We start from the raw sequence: 22132 nt of genomic DNA on the forward strand, positions 1-22132 counted from the left end.
AACCAGTTGGGCAAAAAGATCTTTTCGCAACAGGAAAAGGGCGAAAATTCGCCCTTGTTCCTTCAATAAGGCGTCCGAAATGTTGGTGAATCGCGTGGATTTTTACAAGAAATCGAATCACGCGTTACCGATCAATATGCCTGTCGCCAATACGAGCCCGCCGCCGAGAACAACCTGGATCGCGGCGCGGAAGAATGGCGTCTCCATGAAGCGGTGCTGGATATAGGCAATGGCCCAGAGCTCGATGAAAACGACAATCGCGGCGATTGTCGTGGCCGTCCAGAAATCCGAAATGAGATAGGGCAGCGCGTGGCCAAGGCCACCGATCGCCGTCATCAGGCCGTTGGCGAGGCCGCGCTTCAGGGGTGAGCCACGCCCGGACAATTTTCCGTCGTCATGCGCAGCTTCCGTGAAGCCCATGGAAATACCGGCGCCGAGCGAAGCAGACAGGCCGACGAGAAACGTCTGCCACGTGTCCTGTGTGGCGAAGGCGGCCGCAAAAATCGGCGCAAGGGTCGAGACGGAACCATCCATCAGACCGGCAAGACCTGGCTGGATATAGGTCAGGATCAGCTGTCGCCGTTCGGTCTGTTTCTCGACCTCCTGCACGTCGTCGGGCGTGTGCTGCACCCCGAGCCTGTGGGCGAGCGATTCATGCGCCTTCTCGGCGATGGCGAGGTCGCCCAGGAGCTTGCGTGTGGAGGCATCCCGCACAAGTTTCAGTGCCTCGATATAGAAGCGGTAGGCCTGTTCCTCCATCTTCTCGGCCATTTCCCGCACCTTCTCTATACCGAGCGGGCGAACCAGCCAGTCCGGCTTGCGCTCGATATAGCCGCGCACGTGCTCCCTGCGGATGAGTGGTATCTGGTTGCCGAAACGCTCCTGGTGCAGATCGATCAATGCCTGGCGATGGCGATTTTCCTCTTCCGCCATTTCGTCGAAAACCTTGGCGCTTTGCGGAAAGTCGTCACGCAGCCCATCCGCATAGGCGAGATAGATTCGTGCGTCGTCCTCTTCCGACGAAATGGCCAGGGCCAGCAATTGCTGTTCGGAGAGAGCGGCGAGTTCATGGCGGCGATGACCGAAAAAACGGCTGAGCATGGCGTGATCCTAAATTAGAATGGTTCTAAACTATAGATTCAAAGCCCTGTATTCAAGGTGTAATCGGGTTCTTTTCACGGTCCATGGACAGAACCCGGACGTCGGAGTATCTTCCGCCTCCGCCAACCTCCGCTGACAGAGAACGATCATGACGCTTGCCGGTTTTGTTGCCTATTCTGGTGCCCTTGCCATCGCCGCCGCTATCCCCGGACCGGGTGTAACTGCCCTTGTCGCCCGGGCGCTGGGCTCGGGGTTTCGCTCATCGCTGTTCATGTCGCTCGGATTGATCATCGGCGACCTCACCTATCTCACCGCGGTGGTGCTGGGCCTTGCCATGGTAGCGCAGACATTCGGCACGGTTTTCCTGGTGATCAAATGGGCGGGCGTCGCATATCTTGCCTACCTTGCCTGGGGCTTCTGGACATCGGGCATATCAGCGGAAAAGATCGAAGCCAAGAAAAGTCGCGGCGGTGCTATCTCTAGCATTGTGGCCGGCTTGACGGTGACGCTCGGCAATCCGAAGACCATGCTTTTCTACATCGCCCTGACACCGACTCTCGTCGACCTGCATACGATCACCCTGGCCGACTATTCGATCCTCGCTGCGCTGACCGTTTTGGTTCTACTCGTGGTGCTGGTGCCCTATCTCGCCCTGGCAGCCAAGGCACGAGGACTGCTCGCCTCGCCCCGGGCGCTGAAACGGCTGAACCGCACGGCAGCAGCCTTCATGGCAGGCGCTGCGCTCGCCATTGCCGGGCGCTCCTCCTGAGCAGGAATGCTATTACAGCTGCAGCCGAATATTAGTATTTTCTTCTAAGCGGTACCGCGTTTACGCACGAGCCCAACTAGGAATTTTCAGGCAAGGCCCATAAGATCGCCTCACGACCCAAAACAGGATCAGGAGATATTCATGAGCAATGACAGCGCGCGCAAGCCAGGCCGTGGCCGCATCTACAATTCCATTGTCGATACGATCGGCGATACGCCCCTGATCCGTCTCGACAAACTGGCCAAGGAAAAGGGTGTCGGTGCCAATCTTCTGGCCAAGCTCGAATTCTTTAATCCTATCGCCAGCGTCAAGGACCGTATCGGCGTCGCGCTGATCGAGGCGCTCGAAGCACAGGGGAAGGCGAAACCGGGCAAGACCACGCTCGTCGAACCAACCTCCGGCAATACCGGCATCGCGCTCGCGTTCGCCGCCGCCGCCAAAGGTTACCGGTTGATCCTCACCATGCCTGAAACCATGTCGGTCGAACGCCGGAAAATGCTTAAGCTGCTCGGCGCAGAGCTGGTGCTGACCGAAGGAGCCAAGGGCATGAAGGGCGCCATTGCCAAGGCGAACGAGTTGGTCGAGACCATTGGCGACGCGGTCATCCCCGGTCAGTTCGACAATCCAGCCAATCCTGAAATCCACCGCCGGACCACCGCCGAGGAAATCTGGAACGATACCGACGGCACGGTCGACATCCTGGTTGCCGGCATCGGCACCGGCGGCACGATTACCGGCGTTGGCCAGGTGTTGAAGCAGCGCAAGCCGAGTGTGAGGGTTATTGCCGTGGAGCCTAAGGATTCGCCTATTCTTTCCGGCGGCAATCCCGGCCCACACAAAATCCAGGGCATAGGCGCAGGCTTTGCTCCCGCCGTGCTCGATACGCACATCTATGACGAGGTCGTGCAGGTCTCGAACGAGGATTCCTTCGCCAATGCGCGTCTCGTAGCGCGGCTTGAGGGCGTGCCTGTGGGGATATCATCGGGTGCAGCACTGACGGCGGCGATTGAGGTTGGCAGCCGCCCGGAGAACAAGGGTAAAAACCTTGTCGTGATCATCCCTTCCTTCGCCGAGCGGTATTTGTCCACCGCGCTGTTCGAAGGCCTGGATGGCTAGCTGACAACTCAAGGGTGGGGTGCAATCTGCTTTGCGCCCTACTCGCTCTCCAGCGTTTCCTTGACCGCAGTTGCCAGTTGCTTCAGTGAAAACGGCTTCGGCAGGAAGCCGAATTTAGCGTCTTCCGGCAGGTTTCGTGCAAAAGCATCTTCCGCATAGCCCGAAACGAAGATGAATTTGATATCGCCGTAATCCTTGCGCAATTCGCGCAGCAGCGTCGGGCCATCCATTTCGGGCATGACCACGTCAGAAACGATGATGTCCACTTTGCCGCCGAGTTCTTTCATCACCTCAAGCGCCTCGACGCCGCTGGATGCCTCATGCACCGTGTAGCCACGCGATTGCAGCGCGCGAACCCCGCCCATGCGGACGGCGTCCTCGTCTTCCACCAGGAGAACGGTTGCGGAACCGGAGAGATCGGTGGCTTTTTCCGTCTTCTTCTCCTTTTTCGGCATTTCGGTCACGACGGCTTCGCCATCGGCGTTCAGGACCTGCGGCTGCTTTTCCTCTACGAAACGCGGCAGGAAAATGCGGAATGTCGTCCCCTTGCCAAGCTCGGACTCGGCATGGATCGAACCGCCTGTCTGCTTGATGATACCATAAACCATGGACAGGCCGAGGCCCGTCCCCTTGCCAACTTCCTTCGTCGTGAAGAAGGGTTCGAAAATCTTCTCGATCACTTCCTGCGTCATGCCGGTACCGCTGTCTTCCACCTCGACCAGCACATAATCGCCTGGAACGAGGTCGCGATAAGTCAATTCGGCACTCTCCGCTTCGGTCACATTGCGTGTACGGAGCGTCAGGTTGCCGCCTTCGGGCATCGCATCGCGGGCATTGACCGTGAGATTGACCACCACCTGCTCGAACTGGCCGAGGTCCGCGCGCACCGGCCACAGATCGCGCCCATGCTCGATCTTGAGATTGACCTGCGTCCCGGCAAGACGCGTCAGCAGCATGCGCACATCAGCGATCACATCGGTGAGGTTGAGCACTTCCGGCCGCAAGGTCTGGCGACGCGAGAACGCAAGGAGCTGCCGCACCAGCGAAGCGGCGCGATTGGCATTCTGCTTGATGTTCATGATGTCGGCAAAGGACGGGTCCGATGCGCGATGATTGGTCAACAGCAGATCGGAAGACATGATGATTGCGGTCAACACGTTGTTGAAATCATGTGCGATACCGCCTGCAAGCTGCCCTACGGCCTGCATTTTCTGGCTCTGCGCCATCGTGGCTTCAAGCGCCTTCTGCTCAGTGGTTTCAACCACTGAAACAATGGCGGCTTCCTCGGCGCCATCCTCGGAACCGGCGTCGAACACCGGACTGACGTAGAAGCGCAGATGGCGATCCTCATTACCCGGAATAACGGTATCGACAGGAGAGATTTCCGCCTTGCCGGCAAAAGCTGCAGCCAGCGCCCGGTCGAAGGCCTCGCGATCGCGTTCATGCACGACGGTTTCAAGCGGAATGCGCCGGTCGATGTCATCACGATCGACAACCGGGGCGAAGAGCCCCAAGAACCGCGCATTGGTGCGCAGGATCTTGCCGGTGGCGTCAACGGCTGCGATGGCCATGGACGCTGAATTGAAGAAGCGCGTGAACCGCACCTCTGCCGCGCGCAACGCGGCTGAATTGTCTTCACCTTCAGCGCGGTTGAGAACGATGGTGCGGGTTGGACCACGTCTGCCATCGCGCTGCGCCTGCACGCGATGATAGAAGCGCACGGCGAGGCTCTGGCCATTGGATTTGGCAAGGTCGAGATCGATGACCGTATTGCGGCTCGTACCAGGCTCGGTCTTGACCGCATTGATCAGCGCCATGCCATTGCCCGCGACGATGTCGCGAACCATCATCGAGCCGGGGGTAAACCGCGTGAGGTCGACGCCGAGCCATTCCGCCAGCGTTGCGTTGATATAAATGATGCGGCCATCCGGATCGGCTGAGAAGAAGCCTGCCGGAGCGTGGTCGAGATGATCGATGGCCTCCTGAATATCCTGGAAATAACGCTCCTGTTCGGCACGCTCAGCCGAAATATCGGCGATCTGCCACGCATAAACCGGCGTCGTCTGGTCTGGAATGCCCGCAACAGGCCGCGCCTTGACCCGGTACCACGTCGGCACGGGCTCACGCGAGGGATCGAGTGGACGCGACAGGCGCAGTTCCTCCTGGCCGGAAACGCCGTCGCGCACGGCATTGGCGAGCCGGTAGATCGGATCCGAGGCGGCGGCCTCACTGGAGAGAATATGCTCGATCGCCCGCACATCGTTGGAATTGGTGACGCCGGTCAGCTCGGCATAGGCCCTGTTGGCGTAAACGATGCGGCCCTTTTGATCACAGACGACCGTGCCTTCCGGAAACGTATCCACAAACGCGCGCGTGAGTTCATCACTTGTGCCGCGCGGCGTGAACTGAATGACATTGATCGCCGAGCCGAACAGATAGAACACACCGGTCATGGCCAGCGTGCCGAGGAGGCCAAGCAGGAATTGCTGCCCTAGTTGATCGCGATAGATGAAGTAAAGGACGGAAACGCCGATCAGCAGCACGCCGAGAAGAACCAGGCGCAAGCCGGCCTTGTTGGATTTCGTGTTCGCGATGATAGGCTCTGGGTAAAGATCGCTGTTCGTTTCTTGAGACATACGTCTGCTATTCGTTTCTTGAGACATACGTCTCAGGCCCCTTTTCTTCATCACCGGCGCAATTGCATCAAGCCGATGTTTATTCTCGAATCGTTTGGATCATATCTTTGACCCTGTATAAACCCCATCCTTCATATGACCGCGATTATTCCACGGTTTCGCACGAATTCCGATTTAGAATATCCAATATCGCGTGTAGACAATCCGTACTAAACAAGCGGGAAATGCGTTAGGGTTGCGGCTAACAATTGCACGCACTAGTGTCGCATAAAGTAATGCTTCGAAGCCCATGTCGGGGAACAAGTTTTGGGCCCGAAGAACGCACAAGGAGAGTTTATCATGAACGCTTGGCTTGCCACTATTGTTGGCGAAAGCGCTGCCCCCATCGTGGGATTTATTCTTCTGTTCATTCTGGTCATCGCCCTGCTTCTACTGGTATTCGCCATATTGCGGCGGGTGACGGGTGGAACATTCGTTGCCGGCGGGCGCAACCGGCAGGTCCGTCTCTCGGTTACTGACGCCGCAGCTGTCGATAATCGCAGGCGGCTGGTACTCGTGCGCCGCGACGATGTCGAGCATCTGATCCTGATCGGTGGCCCCAGCGACCTGGTGATCGAACAAAACATTCGCCAGTTCGCGCGACAGCCGCGGGTCGAACCGCCAATGCCCGAGCCCGAGCCGAGAATTCCTGAACCGAAGCCAGAGCCGAAAGTCGCGGAAGCGCCACCTCGCGCACAGCCCCGTATCGCATCTCCAGCCCCTCCAGTTCACACGCCTCCCCCACCTGTTCAGACAGCGCCAGCGCCGCAGATACCGCTGCGTCCGGCACCGCCGCAGCAATCGGAGCCGCCAAGACGGCCGCCTGAACCACCGAGACAGGCCGAGCAACCTGTCCCCTTGCCACCCACGCCCCCCATGCAACCCGTTCCACCGGCAGCGAAGGCCCCGGTAGCAGCGGCCGTTGCTTCGAACGAGCCACCGGCTGTCAGTGCACCGACGCAGGACAATGGCTGGCAACGAACCGCTTCGCCATCCTTTGGAACCGTGCCTCGCGCCGAGCCGAAGATAGACACGCCAGAACCTGCCAGGGAGGTAGCTGCATCGGAAACCAGAACGACGACTGCCGCTGCCTTCCCCTTCGCCGTGCGCAACGAACCGGCGGCAGCCGTCAAGGAACCGACATTCGACGCGTCCGTAGAAACGGAAGAATCTGAAATAACCTTGGGTGATATGGACTTCAGCGATGCATTCGAAACAGATCTCGGAAGCGAACTCAACATCGCACCCGGCAAGGAAGCAAAGCCTGAAAAACAGGACAGCATCGAGGACGAGATGGAACGGCTTCTAGGAGATCTATCCCGACCTGAGAAGCGTTGAGGGGATAATCCACCCTGTTGGGCACATGACGCGATTTTCTGTGCTTCCGGCGCCCATGGACGAAAAAGCCCACTCCGCTCCGGTTCTCGAAAACCACACCATCTGCCTCATCAGGCTGAATTCCCGTACTGCTTAATCACCACAAAAAAAGGCCCGGAAAAACCGGGCCTTTTTTATTGATGGGGATTGCAGCTCAGTCGTCGCGATAGACTTTCTCGCGCCGTTCGTGACGTTCCTGGGCTTCGATTGACAAGGTTGCGATAGGACGCGCGTCAAGACGCTTCAAGCTGATCGGATCGCCGGTTTCCTCGCAAAAACCGTAGGTCCCATCGTCGATGCGTTGTAGGGCGGCGTCGATCTTGGAGATTAGCTTGCGCTGGCGGTCACGGGCCCGAAGCTCGATGGCGCGGTCCGTTTCGGACGATGCACGGTCTGCGATATCCGGCAGATTGGCATTTTCCTGCTGCAGGATCTCAAGCGTTTCACGCGCCTCCCGCAGAATATCATTTTTCCAGTTGATCAGTTTTTCACGAAAGTAGGATTTCTGCCGATCACTCATGAAGGGCTCGTCATCCGTGGGCTTGTAGTCAAGATCGATCAGTTTATTCATCTTTGAATCACCCTGCACCTGTAAGACGCGAGGAGGCCTATATAGGTCGTGTCAGATTGGCGCACAACTACAAAAAGACATGTAAATCAAAGAAAGAAATCATGATTTTTTGCCCAAATTATCGGCAAAAATGGCGGGATTCATCGATTTTCTAACCAGAAATACGAAGAAACGAGGGCAAATTTCGGCATTTTATAGCTCCAAGGCTCTACTACCGGTTGTAGCCTGCCTTGCAAAAATGCATGCCGCCCAGAAATTCGACAGGCCTGTTTTGCACAATTATTTGATAATTGTCACATTTGCCGCAGAGATTTTATCCAAAGTTTGCGTCTTTCGGGGAAGCATGGCACCTGTTTGAGCGATATCATCAGGGAGTTGCAAGATGAGCCAGGTTTATTTGCTGCGGCATGCAAAAGCAGTCTGGCCATCCCCCGGCCAGAAAGACTTCGACCGGACGCTCGATACGGACGGCATCGAAGCCGCCAAAGTCCTGGGAGAGGAGCTCAGGCGCTCCGGAATGAAACCGGAGATCGTTTTATGTTCCCCCGCGATCAGGGCGCGACAAACCCTTGAGTATGTCGATATCCAATCTCCCTTCATACTCGAGGAATCCGAAAGACTCTATTCGGCCGGTCCTGACGCCTATCTCATGGCGATCCGCATGGCCGGGCTCGAACACGAAGCAGCCAACTCCGTGATGCTGGTCGGTCACAACCCGATGATGGAGGAACTGGCCACCGCCCTCGCCGGCCGCGGCAGTCCTCCCAGCCATCCGACCTTCGTATCCGGGTTTCCGACCGCCGCCCTGGCTGTCATTCAGTTCGACTGTCCGCTTGCAGAAATCCGCCCGGGAACCGGGACATTGCAGGCTTTCTTTTCTCCCTCAACACATTTGTAAGATCATCATTTTCTTGCCTTTGACACGCCAGACACCCAAATGGGCTGAGCCAAGGGATAAAGATCAAGACTGCGCCGCGGCCATAGGACGGTTGATTTGGGAACACTGACGACACTTACCGACGAAGCAAAGATCGCGCTCGATACGCTGGCCGACCGCACCAGCGGGCTCATGTCGCCATCGCTGAGGCTCGGTGTCACCGGCCTTTCTCGTGCCGGCAAGACGGTCTTCATCACCGCGCTGGTGCATAATCTGATCCATGGCGGCCGCCTGCCATTGTTTGAAGCACAGAAATCCGGACGCATCGCCCGCGCCTATCTCGAAGAGCAGCCCGACGATGCAGTCCCCCGCTTTCAATATGAGGATCATCTGAAAGCACTCATCGACGAACGCGTCTGGCCGGACTCGACGCGGGCAATCTCCGAACTGCGTCTGACGATCGAATATGAATCCGCGTCGATGTGGAACCGCATGTTCTCCGGCGGCAAGCTTTCGGTCGATATCGTCGATTATCCCGGTGAATGGCTGCTGGATCTCCCGCTGCTTGGTAAAACTTATGCGGAGTTTTCCAGAGATTCGTTTGAGCTCGCCCAACTCGAAAGCCACCGCGATCTTGCAGCGGACTGGTTCAAGGTGTCGAACGATGCCGAGGCGGATGCGAACGCAGATGAAATGACGGCGCAGCGCCTGGCAAAGAGCTTCACAGAATATCTGAAAGCTGGAAAGGCTGACGAACGCGCGTTGTCGACGTTACCGCCTGGCCGCTTCCTGATGCCGGGGGACCTTGACGGATCACCAGCGCTTACCTTCGCTCCATTGCCGAACCTTGATGCTGGTAAACCGCGTCCCGGCTCGTTGGCGGCAATGATGGAGCGGCGGTACGAAGCCTACAAAACCCATGTAGTAAAGCCGTTCTTCCGCGAGCACATTGCTCGGCTCGACCGGCAGATCGTCCTTGTCGATGCCATGCAGGCAATGAATGCCGGGCCGTCGGCCGTGGCTGATCTGGAGCGAGCGTTGACGGAAATCCTTTCGTGCTTTCGCCCCGGCAGCACGAATTTCCTGACGGGCCTTGTGCAACGACGCATCAGCCGCATTCTCGTTGCCGCAACCAAGGCCGATCATTTGCACCACGAGAGCCACGACCGGCTACAGGCCATCGTCCGGCGATTGGTCGACCGCGCCGTCAGCCGCGCCGATTTTTCTGGTGCAACCGTCGACGTGCTGGCGATGGCAGCGGTACGTACCACGCGCGAAGCGACGGTGACGCAGGGCAAGGAAACGCTCCCGGTCATCATCGGAACGCCGCTGAAAGGCGAGACCATCAACGGCGAGACATTCGATGGCAAAACCGAAACAGCCATATTTCCCGGTGACTTGCCGGCAAAACCGGACTCGATCTTTGAACATCCGGAGAGGGTTTCCGAAGACCCTGCTATTCGTTTCGTCCGCTTCCGCCCGCCCCGGCTGGAGAAGACCGCGGAAGGCCTCACCCTGTCGCTGCCGCATATAAGGCTCGATCGCGCGCTACAATTCCTCATAGGAGATCGCCTCGCATGACGGATAACAACGCCCGCAAACCTGCTTCCTTTCGGCTCGACCAGCCAGAGCAAATCGCCGATCCGCAGAAGGCGCGCGCTCCGCAACAGCGCAAGCCGACAGCGATCAAGGATGTCGCGGTGATAACACCGGCAGCCGTCGACGTCTTCGACCTCGATCCGGAGACCGCGAACGAACTCGATGCGCTGACCCCGCCGCCTGCACTCGCACAGAAAAAGCGTTTTTCTTTCGCCTCCCTGCTCACTGGCGCCCTCGGAGTGCTCGTATCGCTGGCGCTGGGCCTGTGGGCCGACAACCTCATTCGTACGTTGTTCGAGCGTGCGCCATGGCTGGGCTGGGTGGCGCTTGGCGTCAGTGTGGTTGCAGCCTTCGCGCTGATTGCCATTGTCCTGCGCGAAGGGCTGGCCTTGCGCCGCCTCGCCTCGGTGCAGCACTTGCGCGATGAGGCTGCCAAGGCTGCGGCGGATAATGATGCTCGAGCGGCGAAAGCAGTTGTCGGCAAACTTGTCTCCATCGCCGAAACCCTCCCCGCTACGGCGAAGGGCCGTGCACTTTTGCACGATCTGCGCGATGATGTGATCGACGGCCGCGACCTGATCCGGCTCACTGAAACCGAACTGCTCCGCCCCCTCGACCGGCAGGCGCGGGAGATGATCCTTGCCGCCTCAAAACGCGTCTCGATAGTCACCGCAGTCAGTCCGCGCGCGCTGGTCGACATCGGCTATGTGGTTTTCGAGTCCACGCGTCTGATCCGGCGGCTTTCGGAGCTTTACGGCGGCCGGCCGGGCACTCTTGGCTTCCTCAAACTCACACGCAATGTCATTGCGCATCTCGCCGTCACCGGCACGGTGGCGATGGGTGACAGCATCATCCAGCAACTGGTCGGCCACGGTCTGGCAGCACGGCTTTCCGCGCGGCTCGGCGAAGGCGTCATCAATGGATTGATGACAGCGCGCATCGGCATCTCTGCCATGGACCTTGTACGGCCCTTCCCGTTCAGTGCGGAAAGGCGCCCGAGTATCGGCGATTTTATTGGCGATCTGGCGCGTATTGGTGGCGGGAAGAAGGGTGAAAATTGACAAATCGTTCCTTACATTGTAAGGATGCCCATTCTTATTAGGTGAAGCATGATAACGAGCAAAATAACCAGCAAAGCGCAGACGACAATACCCCAGCCGGTGAGAGCAGCCCTGCATCTCGTCGAAGGCGATCATATCGAATACAAGATCGAAGGCGAAAAGGTCATCCTGGTCAAGCACGCAGCAGAAACATCGGGCGACAATCCCTTTGCAACTTTTGAGGAATGGAATTCCGAGGCGGACCGGAGAGCTTATGGCGATCTTTAGGGCGGGCCACGTTGTAAAGGTTCCATTTCCCTATACCGATAAAAATACACGGCAACACCGACCCGCTCTGGTTGTTTCGCGTGGAGAAATTGGCAAGGATAATGCCTTGTTATGGGTTGTTATGATAACAAGCGCCGAAAACCGCAAGTGGCCAGGAGATCAGACAATTCAATTGCTTGAAGGTACCGGACTGCCCATTGTGTCGCTGATAAGACCCACGAAAATCGCAACCATAGAAAAACGCGATGCGGAAATTATTGGCGAGATATCAAACGAACTGCTGACGTTGGTTATGCAGGAGATATGCAAGAATATCGCTCCACCCTCCCCTTGAAGGTTCCTTTTCATTCCAATAAGCACTGAATGGCAACCATCCATTAACCATTCCAAACGATGATCGCCTAAGTGCCCATTCCAATGATTTGTGTTGAGTCTTGTCTATGAAAAGAAGCGCAGCAGCCGCTACCCTGTCCCTGTTTGCCTGCGCGTTTCTGGTGTCGCCGGCGCAAGCCAAGGATAAGGACGCCGAATTTTTCCAGACCGTGGAAGGTCAATGGGTCGGTCCCGGCGAGATCGTTGCCGGCAAATACAAGGGCACCAAATTCGTCTGCACGCTCGATGGGACCACGCCAGCGGAAAAAGCCGGCATGACACTGGACGGCAGCTGCCGCGTCGGCATTTTCAACCAGCCGATGAAGGCAACGATCGTTCGCGCTGGCAATAGCTACAAGGGCAGCTTTCTCGATGGTTCAGCCGGCAAAGGTCTTGACATCACTGGCGGTAATGTCTCCGGCAACCGCGTGGTGCTCGCCATCAGCCGCAAACAATTGAACGGCGCCATGCTGGCCAAGTTCAACGATGACAACACGATGAACGTCACGATTTCTGTGCGGCTCGAAGAGGCGCTGATCCCGGTTGTAGGTATGACGCTGAAACGCGTTGATGCAAGGGCTGTTGGCAGTATCGCCAAGAACTAACAATCTTTGACAGCCTGACCGGAAGGCACAAAATCGTTCATTTCCACCAGTCTGCATCATCGCGCGCAGTTTCGACGCCGGTTCTGTCGCAAAGTGCAGCCCATTGCGCGACGGTCTTGCCGCTGACCGCCAAATCCGGTGCGATATCGGCGAGTGGCACCATCACGAAGGCGCGCTCGGTCATGCGCGGGTGTGGCAAGATCAGAGTCGTACTTTCAAATTCCTCAAGGCCTTCATAGGCCAGCACATCGATATCGATGATCCGTGGTCCCCAGCGTTCGAGCCGCTGACGTTTCAAGTGCTTTTCCACATCGAGACAAGCTGCGAGTAGCGCTTCCGGATCGAGCGAAGTCTCGACTTCGGCGCAGGCATTGTGAAACCATGCCTGATCCGTCTTGCCCCATGGCGGCGTCTTGTAGACCGGCGACACACTGAGAACACGCGTTTCACTGCGCTCGTTCAGCGCCCGCAATGCCTTGGCCATCGAAGCCACCGGATCGCCGATATTGCCGCCAAGCCCGAGCCACGCTTTTTGCTTCAAGGCGGTCATTGCCTTGATCTGCGCGATTGCAATACCGCATCCGCCAGCGACAGCGCGCTTTGGCTCATCGCGACATTATGCACCCGGAAAATATCGGCACCGGCAATCCGCAATATCGCTGACGAAGCGGCCGTGGCGATATCCCATTCCTGCTGCTCGCCGCCGGAAGTGGCACGCAGGAAACGCTTGCGCGAGGTACCGACAAGAAATGGATAACCGAACGCCTCGAGTTCCACAAAGCGATCCATCAGCGCAATGTTTTCGGCAGTGTCCTTGGCAAAGCCGAAACCTGGATCGAGTACGATCTGGTCGCGCGAAACACCAGCGACCTTGGCAATTTCCAGCGAACGGTTGAGAAAGGCGAACTGGTCGACGATGACATCGGGGTCGCGTTCCCGCTCGCGACCCGTATGCATGATGACAAGCCCTGCTCCGGTTTCCACCGCGAGATCAGCGATGGCAGGCTCGCGCTGCACACCCCAGACATCGTTGACGATATGAGCGCCGGCCGCTACGGCAAGGCGGGCGGTCTCTTCACGATAGGTATCGACGGAGATGATGATATCCGTTTCTTTCACCAGCGCTTCAATCACGGGCAGAATGCGCGATTGCTCGACGGCCGGTTCGACGCGCGTAGCGCCGGGCCGGGTCGATTCGCCGCCAACATCGATGATCGATGCGCCCTCGGCGATCATCTCCCGCGCGCCCTCCAGAGCCTGATCCAGAGAATAATGCACACCGCCGTCGGAAAAGGAGTCCGGTGTGACGTTAAGCACGCCCATGATCAGTGCGCGGTCACCCAACGTCAGAGACCGGCCATGTGCCAGTTTCCATTCTCTTTGCATCGCGCGCTCCCATCATGCTTCACGTATCATTGTTCTGTTTTTGAACAGAACGCATGCAACGTCAATTCATCCGCAATGTTTTTGACGATAGTGTCTGGATCGTGCAGAGTTTGGCTTGAAGCAAGGAAACATATGTCATGAACCTAATGGCCAGAGCTGCCGCACTCGCAATCGGCCTAGTAGTTGCCATGCCAATTGCTGATGCAGCGACAGTCCTGCGAAGCTATGAATATTTCACCCTAAGCGGCACCACTGCCGCAGACCTTGACCGCGAACTGTATCGTCGGGGTCCTGTCTTGCAAAAGACTGGCCAGCGTCACCCGGGCATGACGAAGATGCGCTTCACCAACAAGATAAAATATGGTTCCGACGGCAGGAACTGCCGGGTGGTCGATGCGAATGTCGTCGTTCACGCCCACGTTTATCTCCCACGCTGGAAACAGCGCCGTACGGCGAAACCGGACCTTGCGCTGATCTGGGATACGCTGTCGGCGGACATAAAGCGGCACGAGGAGAGTCATATCGTCATCGCGCGCACAGCTGCAGGCGATATGGAGAGGGCGATCAAGGCGCTGCCATGGCGCAGCGATTGCACCGCCATGAAGGCTGACATCGATGCGCTGACTACAAAATTGATGCGCAAGCACGACCTTGCGCAAATCCAGTTCGACCGCGTCGAAGCCATTAACTTTGACAGTCGCTTTGAACGGCTTCTTGTCTTCCGGCTCCAGCGCGAATTCGCAAAAAGCCCTTGATTGGCGTCAGTTAACGCCGAGCTTCTTTTGCAGGCTGGTCGATGAGGTTGTGTACTGGAACACAATACGCTCGCCTGGACTGACGATGTGCTTGGCGGCCTGTGTCATCAACGCCGCTTCATGGAAGCCGGAGAGTATCAGCTTCAACTTGCCGGGATAGGTATTGATGTCGCCGATGGCGAAAATGCCGGGCTCCGATGTCTCGAATGTTTCGACACTGACCGGAATGAGATTTTCGTGCAGGTTAAGCCCCCAATCGGCTATGGGCCCGAGCTTCATGGTCAAGCCGAAGAACGGCAGCAGACGCGTGACCGGAATATCGGTCTCGCCCTCGCCACCCTTGATCGTTGCATGGGTCAGCTGGCCATCCTCGCCTTTGAGACCGGAAACCTGACCGAGTTCGAAACGCACGCTGCCGCTTTCAACCAGTTCGAACATCTTCTTGACACTGTCGGGAGCCGCACGAAATTCGGCGCGGCGATGAACGACTGTGAGACTGCGCGCAATCGGCTGCAGGTTCAGCGCCCAATCGAGCGCGCTGTCGCCGCCACCGACAATCAAGATGTCCTGATCGCGAAATTCTTCCATGCGGCGCACGGAATAGAAGACACTTTTGCCCTCATAGGCTTCAATGCCCGGTACCGGTGGGCGCTTCGGCTGGAAAGAGCCGCCGCCGGCAGCGATGACCACGACCTTGGCTTCGAACACCTCCGCCTCGTCGGTTTCGACGTGGAATGAGCCATCGGCCTGGCGCTCCAGCTTCGTCACCATGCGATTGAAATGGAACTGCGGCGCAAACGGCTTGATCTGCTCCATCAGCTTTTCAGTGAGATCGTGCCCGCTAATGACCGGCCAAGCCGGTATGTCGTAGATCGGCTTTTCCGGATAAAGCTCGGCGCATTGGCCGCCCGGACGATCCAGGATATCGATGAGATGGCATTTGAGATCGTAAAGGCCAAGCTCGAACACGGCGAACAGACCGACGGGCCCGGCGCCAATGATCACAACATCGGTTTTGATAATCTCACTCATCGAAAATTCCTCATGCCTACATGCCGCGCTGATGGAAAAAGGGGTATGGCTGGCGTGTCCGGGACACGCGGGCTGCCAAGCGCGTAACGATTGCACTCGCCAAGGTCAAGAGAATGCGTTCCCCTCGCCTGCCAAATTGGCCCGCAACGGACATATTCTAATCGGTCGATGAGAAAATATCAGCAGGCTTTACGCCTGACGTTCCGGAACTTGTAGGACGAGACCATCCAGGTCGTCGGAAACACGGATCTGACACGACAGACGCGAGTTTGGACGTACATCATAAGCGAAATCCAGCATGTCCTCTTCCATCGCTTCGGGCTCGCCGGTCGTGGAGGTCCACTCTTCATCCACATAGACGTGGCACGTGGCGCAGGCGCAGGCCCCACCGCATTCCGCATCGATGCCCGGCACCGCATTGCGGATGGCATTTTCCATCACGGTCGAACCGTTTTCCGCGTTCGTTTCAATACGCGCACCGTCATGAGTGACAAAAGTGATCTTTGCCATAAAAATTCGCCCCAAAGCAGGAAAGTTACCGCTCACATAGGGATTTTGGCTGGCAAGTCAATTGTATTCCCTGACGCAGCCGCTATTGATCGACCGCATCGAGGCGCCAGTGTATGGTGGACGTCGAGCGTTTCTACCGACTTTGATGCTAGCGCGTTATAGCGGCTATATAATCGCGGACATCGTCGATGACCGGTCCCATATCCTTGATTTTCTTCGTGTCGCTTGGCGCCTGTTCGATGGCTTCGGCCATCTCGGCGACGCGAAACGCTCCGACCGCATGGGCCGAACCCTTCAACGATTTGGCGAGACGAACGCGTTCGTCCGGGTTGGCGTGTACCAGCCGATCGACGATGCCGCATGTCTGGCGGGAAAACAGGTTGAGGATTTCGGTTTCGAGGGCCCGGTTGCCGAACGTCTCGCGTGTCAAATGGACGAGATCGATTGGCCGCTTGCGCGATGGCTTCGACTTTTCACCTCCCGGCGATGCAAAGGCCATCGATGCTTGTTGTGCCATTGGGTACTCTCCTGAACGCTTTACAATTGAACTAACAAGTTTACTCAAATGCCTCTGATTCAAGGTTAAAACGTGGCAAGCGCTGCGGGGAAATGGCCGGTTATGGTGAACAAAAGGTAAATTTTGGCTTCCAAGTGAAATTTCCTGCGACCTCAAAAAATTAACCTTGTGTTTAAACTTTTAAGCATTTCCCGAATCCATTGTTTCTTTCCAATCCATGTGCCAGTACGATACAGTAGCGGCGTAGAGAGTATGGTGCGGTGGGCTTCACATGTGGTCACCGCCCAATATTGTGAGGAAAACATGGCCACAGCCCCGAAAAGCAAAGCAGTGAAGGCCGACGACGAACTCGGACAAGCTCTTGAAAAGGCTCTCGAAATCGATTTCGATGAGTCCACGCTTGGGATGGATATGGATTTGTCACCTATCGATGACGAACTCTTGTCCTTCACTGATCTGGAAGCGCAGATATCGCAGGCAGCCCAGGAACTGGCAGCGGAAAAACTTGACCCGCCAGCGACGCCGGAACCCGTGAAAGCGCCAGAAATCAAAGCGCCTGTTTCCACTGAGCCACCGATTCCTCTGCCTGCACCAAAGCCGCAGATCAAGGCTGCCAACCCTATTCCGGCCGCACCGCCCGCGCCGCCAAAAGCGCCGGCCGTGCTCGCACAGACTTTCAAGCCGGCAAATGACGACCTGTTGCAGACAGCGACGGTGTCGCGCACAGCCAGCAATGTACCGGCGCCAAAATCCTACGGTTTGTTAACGGTCATCGTCAGCGTCCTTTGGGCAGCGGCTGTCCTCGCACTCGGCAACGCACTTTACGGCACCGAGGTGCGGTCAATTCGCTCCTTCGCAGATTTTGCTGCGGCACCGCACGCAATTGCCATGCTCGTTGCCATTATCGTGCCGATCATGCTGTTCTGGGCCTTCGCAGTCATGATCCGGCGAGCCCAGGAAATGCAATACGCGGCGCGCTCTATGGCCGAAGCGGCGATGCGCCTGTCAGAACCCGAAATGATGTCTTCGGACCGCGTAGCCTCGCTTGGTCAGGCCGTACGCCGCGAAGTCGCAGCCATGAGTGAAGGTGTCGAACGGACCCTCGCCCGTGCCGTTGAACTCGAAACGCTCGTGCAGACTGAAGTCAACCAGCTCGAACGCGTCTATACGGACAATGAATATCGCATCCGCACACTGGTCGACCGTCTCGGCGGCGAACGTGAATCGGTGATCGGCCATGCCGAACGCGTCCGCGCCTCGATTTCGAGCGCGCACGAGCAATTGAAGGACGAACTGTCACAAGCGGGCGATTCATTGCGCGACAATCTCGCCAATGCTTCGACCAACCTGACCATGTCGATCAGCCAGTCCGGCGAAACGCTTATCGACCGCCTGACCCAGAGTGGACAGACGATTTCCGAATCGATCGTTTCGCGTTCCGACGACATTTCACACAAGATCAGCACTTCCGGCGAAGCCTTTGCAAACCTTCTGGAAATGCGCATTGCTGCCCTGTCCGAACAGACCGATGCCGTAACGATGAAACTTGCCGATACGCTGGACGGCCGCACCAACAGCATGCTGTCGCTGCTCGGCAATGCCACACAGACGCTTGTGGGCGAATTCGATACGCGCCTCGCCGGGCTCGAGACCACGATCAACGAACGTGGCCGCTCGCTACTTGCGGAGTTCGAAACCCGTGCGCAGTCGCTGGATACAAGCACCGAACGCCTCAACTCGGCGCTGGAAGCCCGTGCCCGCCAGATCAACGAACAGCTGATCGAGCGTACCCGCGATATCGCCAAGACCTTCACGGATGGCCGCGCTTCGATCGACGGAATCGTCGACGAAACCAAGGCAAAGATCGGCAATGACCTGTCGAGCCTGTCCGACTCGGTCGGCAGCCTCCTCTCCACCAATGCGGCGGCCTTTGCCGATAAACTGGTTGAAAGCCGCGAGGCACTCGCCGCAACGCTGTCGGCAGAGACAGATCGTGCCGCCGACGTCATTCGCGAACAGGCCGGCCAGATCGGCGGTCATACCTCGAACCTCAAGACCATTCTCGAAAGCAGCACCGCCGCCATCGGCCAGATCATCGGGAGCCATGGCTCATCTCTCGAAAATCAGGCCTCGGGCCTGCGCGCTGCGCTCGATGACAATGACGCACGCATCGGCGCAACGCTCGAGCAGCACGCCAAGGCGATCGAAGACCGCACATCGGGCATGCACGCTGCATTCTCCGATACGGATGCGAAGATCCGCGAAACGCTGGATGAGCATGCGCGCACGATCGATCTGCGTAGCTCCACCATCGAAGCGGCTATTCAGGCCAACGATTCCCGGATCGGCCAGACGCTCGATGCTCATGCCAAGATCTTCGAAGACCGGACATCCGGCATGCGCGCGGCATTTGTCGACACGCACGCCAAAATTGCGCAGACTCTCGACCACCATGCCAAGAGCCTTGACGAGCGCAACCAGGAAATCCAGCTGGCCCTGTCGAGCAGCGACGGCAAGCTATCCGAGACATTGGCGGCGCATACGCAGGCTATCGACTCCCGCAACGCGGAAATTCAGTCGACATTGCTCGCAAGCGGCACACGCATCGATGAAACGCTGGGTGGTTTCATCGACTCGGTCGATGACAGGACGAACCGCATTGAATCGGCACTCACCAGCAGTGATGCGCGGATCAGTGATGTGCTGACATCCCATGCAAGCGCCATCGAGGATCGTACTGCAGGCATCGAGCAGGCGCTGAGCAACAGCGATCAGCGGATCGGTCAGACCCTCGCCTCGCATGCGAGTTCGCTCGACGAACGCACCGCCGGCATCCAGTCGGCGCTCGAAAATACCCATGCACGCATCGGCGAAACGCTTGCCCAGCATGCAAACGATATCGAGGAGCGCACGTCGGGTATCCGTTCTGTGCTGGATAACAGCAACAGTCAGATTGCGAATACACTCAGCCGGCATGCGAATGACATCGAGGAACGTGCGGCAGGTATCCGCGCCGCACTCGACAATGGCAACAACCAGTTCGGTGATACACTGGCATCGCATATCGGCGCCCTTGAGGAGCGGGCCGCTGCGATCCGCATCGCGCTTGCTGACAGCGATACCCGTATTGGCGATACGTTAAACGAACATGCCGGATTGCTCGATGACCGCATTGCCGGCATCCGCACCGCCATGGAGCAAGGCAACGCCGCTATCGGCAAGACGCTCGACAACCAGGCGAGCGCCATCAGCGACCGTACGGTTGCACTTCAAGCGATCCTGCAGGACAGCGCAGATGTGCTGGCCAAGGCCTTCGAAAACCATGGCGGAACCATCGACGAGCGCACAACGACCATGCAAAACGCTCTGGAGATGGGCGTCGATAATGTGCGCAAGTCGCTTGAACAGAGTGCGACGGTTGTCGCACGCAGCCTGCGTGACAAGATCACCGAAGCCGCCTCTTCGCTCACCGGCGAGGCACAGAAGGCCGGCGAAGCGCTCGACGGCCATGGCGAGGCATTCAGCCTGCGCATGAATGAAAGCCTCGCGGAAACCGAAAAGCGTCTCGGTGAACGGGCTCGCGAAGCAGCCGCCAACCTGGAAGCACTCGAAGCGCGCTTCTCCGCCGCAACGGATTCGACCGCGTCGAAGCTTGCGGAAAGCACGCGCGAGCTCAACGAAGTTCTCGCTGCACGCTCGCAGGAGATTATCGGCATCCTCGACAATACGGCGCAGCCGCTGGTGGACAGCCTTGCCGACAACGGCCGCACACTCGCTTCGCAGCTGGTAGAGGCAACAACGGCAGCAACGGAACGCCTGCGCGTCGAGAACGCCGCCCTGATCAATGCGATCGCCAGCCGCACGGCCGAGACCATCACTGCCGTTCAGGCGGCAAAGGCTGGCCTCACCGACGATGTCAGCAATCTGATCGATCGCCTCTCCGCTTCCAATGCGAAGCTTGGCGAGCTGATCGATATGGCGACCAAGAACCTCGGCGATATCGACGGACGTCTACTCGACACGACGACAACCTTTGCCGAAAACGCAACGAAAGCCGCGGAGTCGTTCCAGACATCGACCCGTCTCATCGACGGCAATCTCGGAAAGCTCTCGCAACTTTCGAACTCGACGCTTACGGATATTTCCGCCATCGCGAAGAGCTTCGAAGAACATGGCAGCATGCTCGACAAGGCTTCCGAACTCATCAACGCATCGCAAACTAACCTCGCATCGACCTTCGACGAGCGTCAGGAGGCACTGCAGAAGCTTGCCGCCGGCTTGATCGCGAAGTCAGAAAGCGTCGAAAAGACCATGCGTTCGTTCGAATCGCTGGTTTCGTCGGCATTCGACCGTGCCGAAGGCCGGGCAACACAGACGACCGAACAGATCCGCACCTCGATCTCGGAAGTCGTCGAGCAGGCATCGCAGAAGTTCGCCAATGCCACGGACGAAATCCGCCGCTCCTCTGCTGCCATCCGCGCCGAGCTGGAGGAAACTCGTTCCGAGCTGCAGCGCGGCGTCATGGATATGCCGGAAGAAGCCAAGCAGTCGACTGCGCAAATGCGCAAGGCGGTATCCGAGCAGATCAACGCTTTGAAGGAACTTGCGGAAATCGTTCAGAAATCCGGCCGTTTGACGGATGTTGGTGAAGCCCGTGCAGTTCGCGCCGCAACGCCGACCCGTACATCGGCCGTCGCAGCGCAACCGCAACGTGCCGAACCAGCAGCCACCCCGCGGGCAGCCGCACCGGCTTCTACGCCGGCACAAGCACCTGCAATACGTGGCAGCCTTGATGTTCGCGGCAACGCAGCTCCGGCTGCACGCCCCGCCGGCAATGGCTGGGTTTCGGATCTCTTGCGCCGCGCATCGAGCGACGAGGCGCAAGCCGAACCAAAGGCGAAAGCATCCGAGACTGGCGGACGCTCGCCTGGCCAAGTCGTTGAATCGCTGAACTCCTTGTCGATCGACATTACCCGCGCGATCGATCATGAGGCTTCGGTCGAACTCTGGCAGCGTTATCGCGCTGGCGAACGCAACGTGTTCACCCGCCGTCTCTACACGCTCAAGGGTCAGCAGACATTTGACGAGATCAAGCGCAAGTATCAGGGCGACAGCGAATTCAAACGCGCCGTCGATCGTTACATGGACGACTTCGAACGCCTGCTCGAAGATGTTTCGCGCAACGACCGCGACAATGTCATGGCCCAGAACTACCTGACGTCCGACACCGGCAAGGTCTATACGATGCTGGCGCACGCGAGCAACCGCCTGAAGTAAGCAACGGATATGGATGAAAAAAACGCGGCCTCGGCCGCGTTTTTTGTTGGCAAGTTAAACCTCTCTTGTTTGGCGCCCCCACTCCGTCATCAACTCTGTTGAAGATAGCAATCTCTGATCCTTGCATTGAGAGTTACGATAATCTTACGCATGGCGGCCGCGAGGACGAGGATTGGCTTTTTGCCGGCAGCGACGAGGCGTTTGTAGAAGGAAGCAAACTCTCCCCGTCCTCGCGCTGCCTGCATTGCGGGCATGAACAGGATTG

Annotated in this window: 19 protein-coding genes; 11 read left to right on the forward strand and 8 right to left on the reverse strand. The window is 57.8% G+C overall.

The features are described from left to right. Positions 1-117 precede the first annotated feature (117 nt). Positions 118-1101: an iron exporter MbfA gene (mbfA, locus tag PHA01_RS27015; protein WP_271899364.1), complete on the reverse strand. Its 984-nt coding sequence runs from the start codon at positions 1099-1101 to the stop codon at positions 118-120. A gap of 148 nt (positions 1102-1249) precedes the next feature. Between mbfA and PHA01_RS27020 the strand changes: the two genes are divergently transcribed. Together PHA01_RS27020 and cysK are read left to right on the forward strand one after the other, a co-directional pair. Further along, entirely contained in the window at positions 1250-1870 is a 621-nt protein-coding gene (locus tag PHA01_RS27020; protein ID WP_271899365.1) for a LysE family translocator, read from the forward strand. Between the two features lie 141 nt (positions 1871-2011). Continuing rightward, positions 2012-2986, forward strand: coding sequence for a cysteine synthase A (cysK, locus tag PHA01_RS27025; RefSeq protein ID WP_271899366.1), 975 nt, complete (start codon positions 2012-2014; stop codon positions 2984-2986). A gap of 38 nt (positions 2987-3024) precedes the next feature. Here cysK and cckA read toward each other — a convergent pair whose 3' ends face one another. Further along, a complete protein-coding gene (gene cckA / locus PHA01_RS27030) occupies positions 3025-5622 on the reverse strand; it encodes a cell cycle histidine kinase CckA (protein WP_271899367.1) in 2598 nt (865 codons plus the stop codon). A 339-nt stretch (positions 5623-5961) separates the two neighbouring features. Here cckA and PHA01_RS27035 point away from each other — a divergent pair, with 339 nt between their 5' ends. Beyond that, positions 5962-6999, forward strand: a complete 1038-nt coding sequence (locus tag PHA01_RS27035) for a flagellar biosynthetic protein FliO (RefSeq protein WP_271899368.1) — start codon at positions 5962-5964, stop codon at positions 6997-6999. Between the two features lie 193 nt (positions 7000-7192). On the opposite strand, the gene dksA is transcribed toward PHA01_RS27035, so the two are convergent. Next, a complete protein-coding gene (gene dksA / locus PHA01_RS27040) occupies positions 7193-7609 on the reverse strand; it encodes an RNA polymerase-binding protein DksA (RefSeq protein ID WP_091877580.1) in 417 nt (138 codons plus the stop codon). Between the two features lie 382 nt (positions 7610-7991). Between dksA and PHA01_RS27045 the strand changes: the two genes are divergently transcribed. The 6 genes from PHA01_RS27045 to PHA01_RS27070 all read left to right on the forward strand — a co-directional run bounded on the left by PHA01_RS27045 (position 7992) and on the right by PHA01_RS27070 (position 12390). Beyond that, entirely contained in the window at positions 7992-8507 is a 516-nt protein-coding gene (locus PHA01_RS27045) for a SixA phosphatase family protein (protein ID WP_271899369.1), read from the forward strand. A gap of 96 nt (positions 8508-8603) precedes the next feature. After that, entirely contained in the window at positions 8604-10067 is a 1464-nt protein-coding gene (locus PHA01_RS27050) for a YcjX family GTP-binding protein (protein ID WP_271899370.1), read from the forward strand. Further along, entirely contained in the window at positions 10064-11146 is a 1083-nt protein-coding gene (locus tag PHA01_RS27055) for a YcjF family protein (RefSeq protein WP_271899371.1), read from the forward strand. The genes PHA01_RS27050 and PHA01_RS27055 overlap by 4 nt, the downstream gene beginning before the upstream one ends. A 48-nt stretch (positions 11147-11194) precedes the next feature. Beyond that, positions 11195-11413, forward strand: a complete 219-nt coding sequence (locus tag PHA01_RS27060) for an AbrB/MazE/SpoVT family DNA-binding domain-containing protein (RefSeq protein WP_271899372.1) — start codon at positions 11195-11197, stop codon at positions 11411-11413. After that, on the forward strand, positions 11400-11747 hold the full coding sequence (locus tag PHA01_RS27065; RefSeq protein ID WP_271899373.1) for a type II toxin-antitoxin system PemK/MazF family toxin: 348 nt from the start codon (positions 11400-11402) through the stop codon (positions 11745-11747). The genes PHA01_RS27060 and PHA01_RS27065 overlap by 14 nt, the downstream gene beginning before the upstream one ends. 106 nt (positions 11748-11853) lie before the next feature. Further along, positions 11854-12390, forward strand: coding sequence for a hypothetical protein (locus tag PHA01_RS27070; protein ID WP_271899374.1), 537 nt, complete (start codon positions 11854-11856; stop codon positions 12388-12390). Between the two features lie 37 nt (positions 12391-12427). On the opposite strand, the gene folK is transcribed toward PHA01_RS27070, so the two are convergent. Both folK and folP read right to left on the reverse strand, forming a co-directional pair. Next, a complete protein-coding gene (gene folK, locus PHA01_RS27075; RefSeq protein WP_271899375.1) occupies positions 12428-12940 on the reverse strand; it encodes a 2-amino-4-hydroxy-6-hydroxymethyldihydropteridine diphosphokinase in 513 nt (170 codons plus the stop codon). After that, a complete protein-coding gene (folP, locus tag PHA01_RS27080) occupies positions 12937-13776 on the reverse strand; it encodes a dihydropteroate synthase (protein ID WP_271899376.1) in 840 nt (279 codons plus the stop codon). The genes folK and folP overlap by 4 nt, the downstream gene beginning before the upstream one ends. Before the next feature lie 137 nt (positions 13777-13913). Between folP and PHA01_RS27085 the strand changes: the two genes are divergently transcribed. Further along, complete coding sequence (locus tag PHA01_RS27085; protein WP_271899377.1) at positions 13914-14531, forward strand: DUF922 domain-containing Zn-dependent protease; 618 nt, start codon at positions 13914-13916, stop codon at positions 14529-14531. A gap of 6 nt (positions 14532-14537) precedes the next feature. Here PHA01_RS27085 and PHA01_RS27090 read toward each other — a convergent pair whose 3' ends face one another. From PHA01_RS27090 to PHA01_RS27100, 3 genes are all read right to left on the reverse strand, one after another. Beyond that, positions 14538-15563 (reverse strand): NAD(P)/FAD-dependent oxidoreductase, encoded by a 1026-nt coding sequence (locus PHA01_RS27090; RefSeq protein WP_271899378.1) that lies wholly within the window; start codon positions 15561-15563, stop codon positions 14538-14540. A gap of 189 nt (positions 15564-15752) precedes the next feature. Then, entirely contained in the window at positions 15753-16073 is a 321-nt protein-coding gene (locus tag PHA01_RS27095) for a 2Fe-2S iron-sulfur cluster-binding protein (protein WP_271899379.1), read from the reverse strand. Positions 16074-16221: 148 nt separating this feature from the next. Then, positions 16222-16590, reverse strand: a complete 369-nt coding sequence (locus PHA01_RS27100; RefSeq protein WP_271899380.1) for an Hpt domain-containing protein — start codon at positions 16588-16590, stop codon at positions 16222-16224. Between the two features lie 303 nt (positions 16591-16893). Here PHA01_RS27100 and PHA01_RS27105 point away from each other — a divergent pair, with 303 nt between their 5' ends. Then, positions 16894-21867 carry an apolipoprotein A-IV repeat region-like domain-containing protein gene (locus PHA01_RS27105; protein ID WP_271899381.1) on the forward strand — a complete coding sequence of 1658 codons (4974 nt, stop codon included), beginning with the start codon at positions 16894-16896 and terminating at the stop codon, positions 21865-21867. Positions 21868-22132: the final 265 nt, after the last annotated feature.

This window comes from Candidatus Phyllobacterium onerii (genome assembly GCF_028331445.1).
GTDB classification, from domain to species: Bacteria; Pseudomonadota; Alphaproteobacteria; order Rhizobiales; family Rhizobiaceae; genus Phyllobacterium; species Phyllobacterium onerii.